13 protein-coding genes are annotated in these 13,600 nt (G+C 34.7%); 2 read left to right on the forward strand and 11 right to left on the reverse strand.

The features are described 5' to 3' along the window. Nucleotides 1-834: 834 nt before the first annotated feature. Nucleotides 835-1,671 carry a response regulator transcription factor gene (locus H6G44_RS16950; protein ID WP_190387699.1) on the forward strand — a complete coding sequence of 279 codons (837 nt, stop codon included), beginning with the start codon at nucleotides 835-837 and terminating at the stop codon, nucleotides 1,669-1,671. 227 nt (nucleotides 1,672-1,898) lie between these two features. Here the strand turns inward: H6G44_RS16950 and H6G44_RS16955 are convergent, their stop codons facing one another. The 9 genes from H6G44_RS16955 to H6G44_RS16990 form a co-directional block, all read right to left on the reverse strand. Then, nucleotides 1,899-2,222: a DUF3082 domain-containing protein gene (locus H6G44_RS16955; protein WP_190387700.1), complete on the reverse strand. Its 324-nt coding sequence runs from the start codon at nucleotides 2,220-2,222 to the stop codon at nucleotides 1,899-1,901. An 18-nt stretch (nucleotides 2,223-2,240) separates the two neighbouring features. After that, nucleotides 2,241-3,185, reverse strand: coding sequence for a 4-(cytidine 5'-diphospho)-2-C-methyl-D-erythritol kinase (ispE, locus tag H6G44_RS16960; RefSeq protein WP_190387710.1), 945 nt, complete (start codon nucleotides 3,183-3,185; stop codon nucleotides 2,241-2,243). A gap of 49 nt (nucleotides 3,186-3,234) precedes the next feature. Beyond that, nucleotides 3,235-4,065 (reverse strand): 16S rRNA (adenine(1518)-N(6)/adenine(1519)-N(6))-dimethyltransferase RsmA, encoded by an 831-nt coding sequence (rsmA, locus tag H6G44_RS16965; protein ID WP_190387701.1) that lies wholly within the window; start codon nucleotides 4,063-4,065, stop codon nucleotides 3,235-3,237. 83 nt (nucleotides 4,066-4,148) lie between these two features. Next, on the reverse strand, nucleotides 4,149-4,364 hold the full coding sequence (locus H6G44_RS20405) for a hypothetical protein (protein WP_242031777.1): 216 nt from the start codon (nucleotides 4,362-4,364) through the stop codon (nucleotides 4,149-4,151). Between the two features lie 93 nt (nucleotides 4,365-4,457). After that, a complete protein-coding gene (locus H6G44_RS16975; protein WP_190387702.1) occupies nucleotides 4,458-6,755 on the reverse strand; it encodes a dynamin family protein in 2,298 nt (765 codons plus the stop codon). Nucleotides 6,756-6,767: 12 nt separating this feature from the next. Beyond that, the gene (locus H6G44_RS16980) at nucleotides 6,768-7,583 is read right to left on the reverse strand and encodes a hypothetical protein (protein WP_190387703.1); all 816 of its coding nucleotides are present in this window, start codon (nucleotides 7,581-7,583) and stop codon (nucleotides 6,768-6,770) included. A 6-nt stretch (nucleotides 7,584-7,589) separates the two neighbouring features. Beyond that, nucleotides 7,590-7,784, reverse strand: coding sequence for a hypothetical protein (locus tag H6G44_RS20030; RefSeq protein ID WP_199291861.1), 195 nt, complete (start codon nucleotides 7,782-7,784; stop codon nucleotides 7,590-7,592). Beyond that, nucleotides 7,766-10,012, reverse strand: coding sequence for a dynamin family protein (locus H6G44_RS16985; RefSeq protein WP_199291862.1), 2,247 nt, complete (start codon nucleotides 10,010-10,012; stop codon nucleotides 7,766-7,768). Before H6G44_RS16985 ends, H6G44_RS20030 begins: the two co-directional genes overlap by 19 nt. A gap of 269 nt (nucleotides 10,013-10,281) precedes the next feature. Beyond that, nucleotides 10,282-10,629, reverse strand: coding sequence for a hypothetical protein (locus H6G44_RS16990; protein WP_190387704.1), 348 nt, complete (start codon nucleotides 10,627-10,629; stop codon nucleotides 10,282-10,284). Between the two features lie 239 nt (nucleotides 10,630-10,868). Here H6G44_RS16990 and H6G44_RS16995 point away from each other — a divergent pair, with 239 nt between their 5' ends. Next, complete coding sequence (locus tag H6G44_RS16995) at nucleotides 10,869-11,771, forward strand: cation diffusion facilitator family transporter (protein WP_190387705.1); 903 nt, start codon at nucleotides 10,869-10,871, stop codon at nucleotides 11,769-11,771. A gap of 12 nt (nucleotides 11,772-11,783) precedes the next feature. On the opposite strand, the gene H6G44_RS17000 is transcribed toward H6G44_RS16995, so the two are convergent. Further along, on the reverse strand, nucleotides 11,784-12,044 hold the full coding sequence (locus H6G44_RS17000) for a chlororespiratory reduction protein 7 (protein WP_190387706.1): 261 nt from the start codon (nucleotides 12,042-12,044) through the stop codon (nucleotides 11,784-11,786). Between the two features lie 163 nt (nucleotides 12,045-12,207). Continuing rightward, nucleotides 12,208-13,413, reverse strand: coding sequence for a histidine kinase (locus tag H6G44_RS17005; RefSeq protein WP_190387707.1), 1,206 nt, complete (start codon nucleotides 13,411-13,413; stop codon nucleotides 12,208-12,210). Nucleotides 13,414-13,600 lie beyond the last annotated feature (187 nt).

A 13,600-nucleotide genomic window follows, 5' to 3' on the forward strand; every position in this document is an offset into this window, starting at 1 on the left:
ACCTCTTTTTTAAGACTACCCAAAGTTACACTACCAATACATGAATTATTTTTTGATGAATTTGATAATTTTTTAGTTCTTATTTTTTACATTTAACCTAACTGTCAAAATCTTGGATTTTTAAGTTTAAATTTAGCACAACAGACTATATAGTATTTCTGTCTATTTTTAGGTTAATTTTTTGGTAAGATTCAGTTAAGATTTTTTAATTAAGTTTGTTGTTTGGTTTATATCATTTCCCCGTCTAGTTACGTACACAGTGAGAATAAGTAAAAATTACTGCATTCCTTGTCTGTTAACTGTTCTCTCTCACAAATATATCAATTTAACCAGTCATTTCTCCTCCCTTGGGAGGATGTTAAATCACGAACATCTAATTTGAGACATAAAGATATTTCTATAGACAGATGACTTTGTATATTCTTTCGTAGTCCAATAGAAAAGAAAGTAAATTTAGTGAAATCAGGTAAATAAATGATAATTTAACTATAAAATCTCAAAAACCAAAAATCTAGACAAATATTAGTTGACAGAATCGAACTTGTATGGCAATGAAGATCAAATTTCAGGGTGACAAACAACAATTATGTTTTGATGCAACTAAATTGAAAGTATTTACTTTTTATTGATAAAATCAAATTTGTTCACCCTTAAATATAAATTTGTCAAAGATTAACCCCTCATTGAGACAATAGCAATTATCAAGATTTCATTAACTTTATTAACTATTTATTCTCATTTTCTATTCCCTATTGTCCAGATTATATCTAGATTTGTACATAAATCCATCCAGGGTTTAGTAATGAGTAAAAAAATTTAGTGATTGGCATAATTATGTACAAAACAAAAAAAATTATCGTCATTGATAATGACATTGTCAACCGGAATTTTGTTGTAAATTGTCTTCAGGTTGAAGGCTATGATACTATAGATGCAAAAAATGGTATTGTTGGACTGGAATTAATCAAAAAATATGTACCTGATTTGGTAATTTGTGATCTGGTAATGCCGGACATGGACGGTTATACTGTATTAAGTAATCTGCGGGAAGATTCATTGATAAGCATTATTCCTTTTATTTTTCTGACGGCTATTAACACAAAAGCCTCTTTACGAAAAGCCATGGAATTAGGAGCAGATGATTATTTAACTAAACCTATAACCACGGATGAATTATTGCGAGCGATTGATATTAAATTACAAAAACAAGCTCTTTTAAAATATTGGTATGGCATAAATTCCCATCAATTAGCATTAACAGAATTACCCAACAAATCAGTAAATTCTCAATCAATTTTTCCGAATATTCCTCATCTAAAAAAGGTTTTTGATTTTATTGAAGCTAATTATCAAAAAGGAATTACTTCATCTGATGTTGCTGCATACGTTGGTTATTCTTCTGCATATTTAACTAACCAAGTTGCCAAACACACAGGAAAGGCAATAAATGTTTGGATTGTTGAACAACGCATGACCGCAGCCCTACCTTTACTAAAAAAAACCAATCAGACAATTGAGGAAATTTCAGCTAATTTGGGTTATCAAAATGCTTGTCATTTCTCCCGACAGTTTCGCCAACATTATGGTTTGTCCCCCAGAAATTGGCGAAAAACATATCAGTTAACAGCAGATTCTGGAAATACTAAGTTGCAACTTATTAAAAATCCCTAATCATTAATCAATTGTTTCAGAGGGAACAGGAAACGGACAACTTTCTAACAGGAAAAAATCATGTTTAAAAACATGAGATTAAAATAATGACAATGTTTTTTTCGTGCTACGCATCTTTTAAAAACATCTTTTTTTTGGCAGAGCTTTATTGTCTGTTCCCTGTTCCCTTTTTTTTGTACCCGTTCAAGAGGCAGAAAAAAATACCCCTTATTTCTTATTAGATAAAACTAACTACTTTTAGGATTACTTAATTGCTGGATAAAAAGTTGTATTGATAAGGCAAATAAACCTAATGCTACTAACCCAAATATTCCCGCTCCCAAAGCTACTATACCCACAACTAGGGTACGCACAGCAGAAGCAATATTGATAACAGTTTGGTTATCTGAATGGGTAGGTTTATTAGCAAAAGTAGTGGCAATTGCTATCATTAAAGAATAGGTAGCAAATGCAAATCCTCCCGAAATTGTTGAACCAATTATACAGCGCAAAGGAGTTGCTTGTACTTGAGTAGAACTATCTGCTGACGGCGTTTTTTGTGGTTGATTCATAACGATATTAGTAATAAATTAGGCGATTTTAATTCCATGTTTAATTGTGTGAGTTACAAACAATTCTAAATCCTCATCAGGAATGGCTTTACGTATCCGCTGCTTGACAATTTCTCCTTGATTTCTAGATTCAACAATGGCAAATACAGAAGGACCAGAACCTGACATCATTGTTCCTAAAACTTCTGGTTGACTGGCGAATAATTCCCGCAATTGCCATACTTGAGGATAAGCTGGTAGGACAACTTTTTCTAAATCATTATGTAGTTCTTGAACAATTTTTTCGGTATTTTTATTGACAATAGCTTTTACCATTTCTTCTGAATGAAAAGCACTAGCACGAGCCGCTAAACCTTCTGAACTTTGAATATAGTTAATGCCAAATTGTTGCCGATAGGTCTTATATGCCCAAGGTGTAGAAATTTCTAAACTGCGATATTTAGCCAATACTATATGCAAATTATCCAAACTTTGCAAAGGAGAAAGTTGTTCTCCTCTACCAGTAGCAATGGCCGTTCCTCCACCAATACAAAATGGTACATCTGAACCAAGACTAGCGCCTAATTCTTCTAATTCTGACTGAGTTAATCCCAAATTCCAAAGTAAATCTATACCTACTAACACCGCTGCGGCATTGCTAGAACCCCCCGCTAAACCAGCAGCAACAGGAATACACTTTTTAATAGTAATATCCACACCACCAAAATTACTAAAAGCTTTAGGAAATTCCTGAGCCATTAATATCGCTGCTTTATAAACTAGATTAGTTTGATCTGTGGGTACTTGGGGATGATTGCAATAAACACGAATATTTTCAGTGCTGGCAGAATGGATATCAATTTGGTCGGATAAGTCTATACTTTGGAGAATCATTGCTAATTCATGATACCCGTCAGAACGACTGCCGATAATTTCTAAATACAAATTGATTTTGGCAGGTGCAATTAAACTGTAAGAACGCATAGGGAATTGGAAATAGGGAATAGGAAATCTTTCCACTGACAACTAACCACTAACTAGGAAATTCTTCACCATTTCCTATAATATTCACCAATGATACCCATTGGGCAATACCCAGGTCTTCAGCGCGGACTTGGGGATTTATTTCTAATTGTTCCAGTAATTGGGTCAAGTTATCACGTGCAATTACCGATTGTAAATTATTTCTTAACATTTTTCGCTTTGAACCGAATCCCAATTTTACCAGAGTTTCTAGCTTTTTCGGGTCATGAGCCGGAATTTCTATCTGTTTCGGAATCAACCGCACCACAGCGGAATCTACCTTTGGTGGAGGTACAAAGGCCGCAGCGGGAACTGTACAAATTAATTCACAATCTGCCAAATATTGTACTCGCACCGACAACGCCCCAAAAGTCCTAGAACCAGGTTTAGCATATAATCTTTCTGCTACTTCCTTCTGTACTAACAAAACAATAGCATCAAAAGGTTCTGGGTTGGGATGAGAAATTGTCCCCAGTAACTTTTCAATAATTGGCCCAGTAATATTATAAGGAATATTTGCAACAACTTTATTTTGCTTTTGAAAATTAGCAAATGCCGTTAATTGGGATGGTAAATCAAGAGTGAGAAAATCCCCTTGTAATAATAAGAAATTTTCTTTTTCACCCATTTGTTTAGCCAGTAACTTACACAAATCTCGATCAATTTCTACAGCTAATAAAGATTTCACTAGCGGTAATAAACGACGAGTAAGAATTCCCGTACCAGGTCCAATTTCCAGAACCTTATCAGTTTCTTGACAATTAGCCGCTTGCACAATTGCATTTAAAGCTTTATCGCTTTTTAACCAATGTTGAGCAAACTGTTTACGGGGTTGAATCATCTTGTTAATTTTTCCGAAAGTGAAGCCAGGGAATTAATTAATTGTAACAGGTTGCTACCTTTGCCGCTAAGAGTCTGTTTCCATTACCCTAAATCATTTCTTCTATTGTCCGGCTTAATATCCCTTGAGTTAGAGGATTTTTGAAAAGTTTTCAGAGGTAATTTTATGCTAATTACCTGACTATGATCAGAATCATAGCATCGCTCTGGCACATTGGCGGCGGCGATTAACACCCGCAGAATCAAACCTAATGTATCAACGGTCATAAACCGCTTCCGCTCTTTGATTTGTTTGTCCACATTATATCCTACTTCCTGACTCACCACGACGGCACTTTTTACACTTTGACTATCGATTATGGCTTCTGATAGGCTGGAAATGACACAATGCTTTTAGATATTCTTCTCCCTATTTTCTAGAATATTACTTTTTAAAGCAATAGATAATTGTCGTAATCTTTCACTAACTTCTAAATTAGATGCTTGCGATTTTAAATTATTGGGTATTTCCGCTAATAAAAGTGGATTTCCTTGTAACCATTCATTCAAAGCTACCCCTGTCCAAGTTCCTTCTTTTTCTCGAAAACTATCAACTAAACCTTTGAGTTCTTGAATACAATAGGATTCAAAACTAGCAGCGTTAAAAATTGCAAATTTTAAATATTCTTCAAAAGCATTAATATCATTTTCCACTTCAAAAATTACCGCTTGTTGTGGTATTTCGTTATTAATAGCTGCTGTTGCTATTCCTGTTACTATTCCCGTAATTCCTAATACTTGTTGACGAACTTCTAAGTTAAAAAGTAAATCTGCACCATATTTTACATATCTTTTCAAAAGACTATAAGCAGGTTCTTTACCACTATAATAATTGTCAACAATTTCAATATCTACCCCCAGACTTTTAATGATTTTATTGCGAGTGTCACTATTAATAGGACCTCTAATTAATGCTTCTGCGACAGGTCGCGCAAACCGCAAAAATAAGACACTGAGACTATTTTCTAATTTAGCTAAAAAATAATCTTCTGAATTTTCAATTAACCTAGCTTTTACTTGATCACTTCCCCATAATAAACTTGTCATATATGCAACTAAGTTTAAGGATTCATTTTGTAATTCTAAAGCCAATTGTCTAGCAATATTAGATAAAAGTCTACTTATATCATTATACAAATCCTCTCTCCAAGCAAAATTAGCTTTCATTCTATCAAATTCAGGATTGGAATTAGCCAAAAAGATAGTATCTTTCTTTTTAAAAGTTTCCTCTCGGAGTTTCTGCATTTCTTGATCAACGATTTCTAGATATCCTTCTCGAAATTTCTCTATTTGAGTTAAGGAATTAGCGGTTAAATTGTCTAAAGCTTTATTGATAATATAAGCATCATAGTATTTTTGTAAATCAGCTTTAATGATTAACCATTTTTGATTCCACCATTCTGCAAATAAAACCCGTTGATTGTTTTCTGCAAATAGCTTTGCTTGTTCAGGATTTTCTGGATGATTTTTACTAACTAAACGATAAATTTCTTCAGATGTGCTAATAATTGTATTTAGAGAAGCTTCACACCGTTTCTTTAAAATAGCGACTCTTTCGGTATTAATATAATCAAAGATTTTCTCTTTAATTACAGGAATACCAGTAGCATCTGTTTTGAGAATTTCCACATCATCAATACCTGTTAATCTCTGTAAATGAGATTGAATAATATGGGTATCTCCTATTTCTAATTTAGTTTGTTCTCCGGCTATATTATTTAATAGCAAATATGCACCAGCAGAACCAGAAACTATTCTATGATTTGGTAAATTTGCCCGTTTTAACCAATCTTGAGCAGCTTCTTGAATGTGGGTTTTCATTGCTTCTGCACTACCTAATGAATCAATGCGACTTAAAAATACAAATAATTTATCAGCAACAGTGACGTTTTTATCTCCCTGTTCTGTAAATTTGATAATTTCTAATTCCTTTTCTCGCAGACTGGTAAAACGCTGTACTAATATCACAGCATCACAATCTGATAACATTTCTTGTGCTTCGTCAACGTGCTTTGCTAAACCTGAATCTAAACCGGGAACATCATAAAATACAATTCCTTCAGCTTGTGCAAGTTTGTTAGTATAAAGTCTCGCTTCTAACACAGCATGAGCATATTTTTCATCTGCTACATATTTTTTTAAAGGTTCTCGAATATCCTCTAATCTCGTAAATGGAAATGTTAGATTTCCTTCTTGTCTCACTTCTTGTAAAGTGATTTCATTGGTGCGAATAGTATTAATATCTTCTTGGGCTTGAGCTTTTTCTAATTCTTTGAGTAAGTTGATAAATTCAGCTTCTGTCTTTGCTTGTACTTCTAATCTTTGTTCTGATTCATGTTCAACCGAATAAATTTGTGTGGTAGTAAATGTACATCTTCCTCCCTTCGCTGGAAGTAAGTCACATTCTAACCAAGCATTCACAAAAGTGCTTTTCCCAGCTTTTTCTAACCCGACTACTGCAATGCGAAATTCCCGTTTTTTGAGTCTTTCCAGTTGACGACGTGCGGGTTGTGCTTCTTGTAATAGGATTTGTTTTAATTTAGGGGGAACTTCTGCTTGAGGTAAGTTGGCTAAATTAACCGCGTGTCTTTGGATATTTAAAGCGTCGGTTAAACGGGTTTCATAGTAGGAAGATGCTGTTTTCCAATCCATTGTAGATACTCCTTAAATACGGTTAAATTTTTTTAAACCAGATAAATTTCCAAGACAAGCTAATTTCTTAACTGTACAATCTGCTTGACTTGGTAGATTATTCTTTAAAGAAAAACGTACATCTTGATTAATCATATTACGACCATCATTAATATTGATTCTGATATAAACTTCCCGTATGCTATCAGATGAAATATTATCATCGGTTATTTCTAAATTTTGCTCATTTGCGTCAGCAACTTTAACACTAGTACATAGGAAGTAAGAAGCATTATCTATGAGGTAGATTAGCTCATCAACCTTTAAATTTGAACGATTTATGAAATTACTAGCTATAGATGCTGGAACAACAAGACATAAATCCGCAGGAATTGGACGCTGATAAATTGGTTGTTCTTGTGTTGCTGTTATAGTTGGTTTAATTTTTTCCTGATCTTTTTTATCACGAATTTGTTTATAATAAAATAAGCCAACGAATGTAAAAGCTGCTGCTACAAAAATCCATTCCATATTTTCTCCTTTGAAAAACATATTGTCTCCTTTTAAAAAACCGCTTATTGCCATTCTAGCCGGTTCTTTGGCTATTGATTTTTTTAAGATTTCATCCAACAAGTCATCAATAATTTTTCTATCGTCCTCTTTATCAGCACTAGGTCGTATACCAAACAAATTACATATTTTGATTGTCTCTATTTGCAATTGTGATTGTTCTTCATTAACTATTATTTGAATAGTCTTATATAAAATACCTTTTTTAATTCCGTTTATTTGAGGATATACGTTATTAAAAATTCGAGGATATAGATTCTTAGGATTCTGGTTTACCACTAGGTTTTAAGACTCCTTTTTTAAAACTATCTCTAACCTACAAAATTCTTCTGCAAGGTTTTGAGCTTTTTCTTGCATAGGTTGCCAAATATTTCTTTGGTTTTCATAATCTAGAGTAATTTCTTGGTTAGCTTTATCAAGTCTAGCTTGATAACGGTCAATAATATCATTCTGAAGTTTATCTACATTTTTTTTAGACAATCAATTTGTTCTAGTAGCCAAGTTGCAATTTTGTTGACTATTTTTCTTTCTTCCTTTTTAGACTGAATCAGCCAACCTCTCAGTAAATTGTTCACACTAGGTATTTCGGCATTATCACTAGAACGGGTTTCATATTGGGTTTCATAAAAAGTCTCTTCCCAAAGCCATAATGTGTACCAATCTCTTCGCTTTTTTTCAATCTTTATTTCTTCTTTCCATGTTCCTTGATTAATAGGAAACCCTGCTTCAAAACGAAAGTTAAATGTAAGTTGACTATCAACTTTAATAAGTTGAGATTCTGGAAATTTAATTGCTATATTAGGTGAAATATCATTTGCTCCCTTTTCAATATGAGATAAATGACAATTAAAAAGTTCTACTACTGCTTGGTACATTCTATTTAATTCTTGGCTGGAAATCTGCTTTAATACATCCTCCATCACAATATTCAAATGAATAGCTAGTTCATTTAATTCTTCATTTATTTGTTTAAGTTGATTCTTTTCTAAATCTGTTCTTGCTTCCATTATTTTCCCTTCTTTAGCTACGGAAGCAGTATAACCTAAATTTACAAGTCGGTTTAAGTTTCTTCCTAGCAAATTGACATTTAAAAGATTTGCTTTTTTAAAATTTGTACTGTCTAAATCTACCTTTCCAGTTTCTAAAGACTGTGCTATTACTTCTAATACTTGGTTAATTCCTTGACCTAATTCCCGTCTCCATCCATAAAGGGGATATAATTTTTCTCCTAATAGATTATCTCCTAATAGATTATAAGGTTCTACATTTTTAAGTTCTAAAATTGTTGATTCAAGATATAGCACAGGATCATCTTCTGACTGTTCTGCTATAACTTGTTTAATCTTGGTATCTATTCTTTCAAATGGCTCTCTTAAATTTGTATCGCTAATTTGTAAGAAACGCTCAATTGATGATCTAATCTGTGATATCTTTTCACATTCTTCTTGATACCGTTCCTCCGAACTATTAAGCACAGCATTTGTTGTCTGTGTTGCCCATTCCGCGATCGCATTTCCAGCAGCTATATTAAAACGTTCTATAATTTGGGGAATTACTAACTGGGGAAAATGTTTATTAATATGTTCCCTGAGATTTTCCTGAAATTCCTCACCATAGGATTTCTCCCATAATGCTTCAGCAACTCTATTTTTATCGTGTCTATTCCATTTTTGTGTATTACGTGGCAAATCTTCTAAAATATCTTCAATTAAGCCATTAAAATGATTATCGGCTTTTTTACAAGCATCTGCACTGTAAATATCATCTTGATTTTGAATTTGCAAAGACAACAAAGCAGGCCATGTACTCAGTTTAACTACTTTTAAATTTTCAATATCTTCTGTATATTCCTTTAATTGCTCAGTTAATTCATTTTTAATATCACGAATAGCTTTTTCAACAAACCGATTTTCTGATTCTGGCCAGCTTCTATCGGCTCGAAAAACATCAATCCTATTCAGTGCAAAAAGCATCCGCGCCGGAGAACCACCTAAATCTTTTACCTGCTGTACTACCTCTTGCAATAAACTTTTTACCTTCTGAGAATCTGTCTCAGCACTATTATAAGTAACTATACACAAAGCCTCTCGACATTGTTTAATCACATTAGCATTACCCTGATCACCCACATAAGCTAAACCAGGTAAATCAAGTATTCTTACTCTTGTTGCTTTTGGTAATTGTAATTGAGATTCTTTTAACAGTCGAAAAGGATAAGTAATTGTAGATTGGGGACAGGCTAAATTAGGTTGGGTTTCTCTATTTTCGATATAACTTATCATTGCTTGATAAAGACGTTGATAAATTTTATCGTCACTAATTCCTCTCCATTCTCCACACTCCCATAACGCCCCCGGTGTTTCCTTAATGATAAGAGATTTTTCTTTACTGTACTCAATTGTCACTGCACCAGCGCTCATTTCACTAACTGCAACCGGGACAATTTCAGCACCACATAATAAATTAACTAAGGTGCTTTTACCACTACTTGTAGTCCCTGTGGTGGCTAAAGTAAGAGTAGGATTTTGTAGTTCGTAAATGAGTTGATTTAAGGCTTTTTCTAAGTTGTTGGATAGTTCTTGTATTTCCGACTGATAACTCTCTGGTAAGTGCTGAGATATTTCCGTCTGAAAGTTATCCCAATATTGAGCCAGTAGCTTGGCTTTAAACTCAATTTTTTCAAATACTTTGTATACTGAGTTGCTCATATTGCCAAATCCATAGTTGGTTACTTTGGGTTTTGTCTAGTTGAAAATCCTATTACGTAGTATATACATAAAATATTTAATAAAGCAAGTCCAAACAAAAAATAGGTTAATAACAATACCTTCACTGGAATTTGGTGACAAGTTTAGTCAAGGTTGCTGATTTATCTGGTTATCTCATTCCCATACAGAGTATGGGGTGAGATATACGCACATTTAATTTTCACCAGATGTTTATTGGCAAAAATTCCCCTTTTTCCCTACTACCTAATTTAAAACTGCTCTAAATACTGATTAAGATCCTCAATAACGCGGGTAAGTTCCGCTTCTGTTGTCAACCGAATACCTAAATTGCGAATTGTTAACAAAACTTTAGCCGCAAAGGGAGTAGGCCAGATATTAGGATTACAAAATATCTCTACAAATACATCCCCAGTATAACGATACTCTAAGGAAGGTTGAGGACTAACTTTACCTGTACCGGGAGTTTTAGCAGCAACAGCTTTGAGGCTTTTCATTAATTCATTGATTTCTGCTTTTAATTCTTGCGCTGCTTGGTGTGAAAAACTGAAGGAAACAGAACCTTCTACTAGATTTAGTGTTAGAGGTACAGAAGACATAAGCTACTTATTAAAAATAATTCGTAATTATCCATATTACCTGAAGATGATCCCAAATACCCGACTTTTGACAGAAGTTGAATATCTGTTTCTACAATAAAGAGATTAATTCTTAATTAGCAATTTTTGATCTATTTCTTATATATTTATTCCTAGAAATAAATACTTATTGTTGTACAGTAAGAGTTAAAGAAAACAAATTCTTCATTCTTTTTTCCGCAAATGACAATTATAAATATATGACTTACGATAACCGCACTGAAGTTAGAAAAGTTTTAATTATTACTCTCCTGCTGAATGTATTCGTCATGGGTTTAAAAGCCCTTGTAGGTTATTGGACAGGTTCTTTAAGTTTAATGGCCGATGCCTTGCATAGTGTAACGGATAGTGCTAACAATGTCTTAGGATTAGTTGCTATTAAGTTTTCTTCACCATTACCAGACCGAGAGCATCCTTATGGACATAATAAATTTGAAGCGGTGGGAGCTTTAGGTATTGCTGCATTTTTAGGTATAGCCTGTTTTGAAATTGTCCAAGGTGCAGTAGAAAGAATTATTAAAGGTGGTGAACCTGTGAGAGTATCACCTCCAGAACTGTGGTTATTACTGATTGTGTTAGGAGTAAATATTTTTGTAGCCTTTTATGAACGTAATGTGGGGAGAAGAGTAGGTAGTTCCATTTTAGTCGCTGATGCTACCCATACTATGAGTGATGTTTGGGTGACAATCTCGGTTATTGGTGGTTTAATTGGGGTTTGGTTGGGTTATCAATTGTTGGATGTGCTACTGGCTTTCCCAGTGGCTTTACTGGTATTTTGGAGTGGTTGGTCAGTGTTAACAGAAAATTTACCTTGGCTGGTAGACCAAATGGCGATCGCTCCAGAAACTATTCATACAATTACAGTATCAGTACCCGGTGTCCTTAACTGTCATGATATTGCTTCCCGTGGTGTCATCGGTCGTCAAGTGTTTATAGAAATGCACTTAATTGTAGATGCACGCGATGTAGAAACGGCTCATAACATTACAGAAGAAGTAGAAAGACAACTAGAACAACGTTTCAGTCCAGTTAGAATCTTAATTCATGTTGAGCCACCTGCATATCAGTCTGAGCGCGTAACCTTTGAGTCTGAACAAACATAAACCAAAATAATTTTATTTTTCCAGCCTGACCGCATACCAGTGTAAATATTCTCCAGTCCCCACATCTAAATTACAACTTGTATCTAGCAAATATTGTGCTTGTTCACTGACGGACTGAAATTTTTGTACATCCAGTGGTAAATCCTCCCGTAAAATTTGTGATAAGGTTGTTTCCAGTTTGATTAATAACTCAGCCGCAGTGAGAAATTGTTCTGGCTGATTTGTTTCTAAAACAACAAAATCGTCCTGCTGATACATTAATTGATTTGGCATTTTTGGTAATTGTAATAAGTAATTGATAATTGATTTACCACTAACAACTGACAACTAACAACTGACAACTGACAACTGACAACTAACAACTGACAACTAACAACTGACAACTAACAACTAACAACTGACAACTGACAACTGACAACTGACAACTAACAACTGACTAAGATGGATACACTGGTAATGTAAAATGAAACCATGCACCACCGTGGGAAGATGAGTCTACCCAAATTTGACCGTAATGGGCGCGGATAATGCGTTGACATAAACAAAGGCCAATTCCGTATCCATCTGTACCTTGATCCCGTTGTAGACGAACAAGATTCTCAAAAATACGATCGCGGTCTTCTTCGGGAATACCAGGACCCGTATCACCAACCGTAAATTGAACTTTTTGGCTAGTGCGATGTAGTCCTGCTACAGTAATTATACCACCAGCAGGTGTATATTTAATGGCATTGTCCAACAGATTAACCAGAACTTGGCGAACTCGTTCAGGATCAGCATACACATAGGGTAAATCTTGGGGAATATCTACTTTCACCGTTTGGGATTTAGCAGTATAGCGATCGCTCAATTCCGCCAAAACTTGTAAACACAGTTCTCCTAATTGTAACCTTTGTGGGATAATGGGTAATTCCGTATCCTCACCCCGCCCCAATTGTAACAAATCAGCAATCATCCGATCAATAATTCTAGTTTGGGTGCGAGCTTGTTTCAATAAATGTATAGCCAGACCCGGTTTTAGGCGTTGAAATTCCCCCGTATCTGGATTATAATTAGATTGAAGAGTTTCAATAGCGATCGCTGCAGCCGTCAGAGGATTGCGAAGATCATGAGCCAGAACCGCAATTACCCGGTCTTTAAACTGTAGTTGTTCTTGCAGGTTATCATTTTCCTGCTTGAGACGAAAAATTTCATCCGAAAGTTGAATCACCTCCGCCGAATTCGCAACCGAATGAATAGTAGACTTAGGTAATATTACTTGGCTCTCTTCATCCAGACATTCTTCTAAATCTTCCTGCAACTTCAAAAAAGTGTCAACAGCACCTTGCCAGCGTGGCCACCAGGTTTTTAATTGTGGAATAATATTAGTACCAGCAATAGTCTGTTGGGGTTCTGGATGAATCTTAACTAGAGCGGGGGTTGCTACTAACTTAAAATGTTCGGCTAGATAGGGTTGTTCGCCAACATCAATAATTTGTAGTTCAAAACTATACCCATCCTCTAATTCTTTCAAATAAGCGCGAATTTGCTGAACTTGTTGACGGGACTGAGGCCGTCCATCAACAAACAGCAATAATTGGAGTGGAGCCTCAGAATAAATAGGCTGATCCTGGGAAGCTTGCATGACATCTTGTTTCAGCACTGGTAACAACCTGGGAACGCTTTACAGACGGTAAAATGGGCTGACCTTGGTTAATAAATGTTATTTTTCCAATTTACAGCAGTTTGATATCAAGTCCAGTACAAGAATAGCTATCTAAATAGGGTCAAAAAACAATCCACAATGATTAAACCAATTGAGAGCATTTTCATCAGTAATAGCATTAACC

It is taken from the genome of Aphanizomenon flos-aquae FACHB-1287 (assembly GCF_014698755.1).
Taxonomy (GTDB): domain Bacteria; phylum Cyanobacteriota; class Cyanobacteriia; order Cyanobacteriales; family Nostocaceae; genus Dolichospermum; species Dolichospermum flosaquae.

What these genes read in the sequence shown, in the direction of transcription:
- H6G44_RS16950 (WP_190387699.1), top strand. Translation starts at nt 835, where the DNA reads ATGTACAAAACAAAAAAAATTATCGTCATTGATAATGACATTGTCAAC.
- H6G44_RS16955 (WP_190387700.1), bottom strand. Translation starts at nt 2,222, where the DNA reads ATGAATCAACCACAAAAAACGCCGTCAGCAGATAGTTCTACTCAAGTA.
- ispE (WP_190387710.1), bottom strand. Translation starts at nt 3,185, where the DNA reads ATGCGTTCTTACAGTTTAATTGCACCTGCCAAAATCAATTTGTATTTA.
- rsmA (WP_190387701.1), bottom strand. Translation starts at nt 4,065, where the DNA reads ATGATTCAACCCCGTAAACAGTTTGCTCAACATTGGTTAAAAAGCGAT.
- H6G44_RS16975 (WP_190387702.1), bottom strand. Translation starts at nt 6,755, where the DNA reads ATGGATTGGAAAACAGCATCTTCCTACTATGAAACCCGTTTAACCGAC.
- H6G44_RS16985 (WP_199291862.1), bottom strand. Translation starts at nt 10,012, where the DNA reads ATGAGCAACTCAGTATACAAAGTATTTGAAAAAATTGAGTTTAAAGCC.
- H6G44_RS16990 (WP_190387704.1), bottom strand. Translation starts at nt 10,629, where the DNA reads ATGTCTTCTGTACCTCTAACACTAAATCTAGTAGAAGGTTCTGTTTCC.
- H6G44_RS16995 (WP_190387705.1), top strand. Translation starts at nt 10,869, where the DNA reads ATGACTTACGATAACCGCACTGAAGTTAGAAAAGTTTTAATTATTACT.
- H6G44_RS17000 (WP_190387706.1), bottom strand. Translation starts at nt 12,044, where the DNA reads ATGCCAAATCAATTAATGTATCAGCAGGACGATTTTGTTGTTTTAGAA.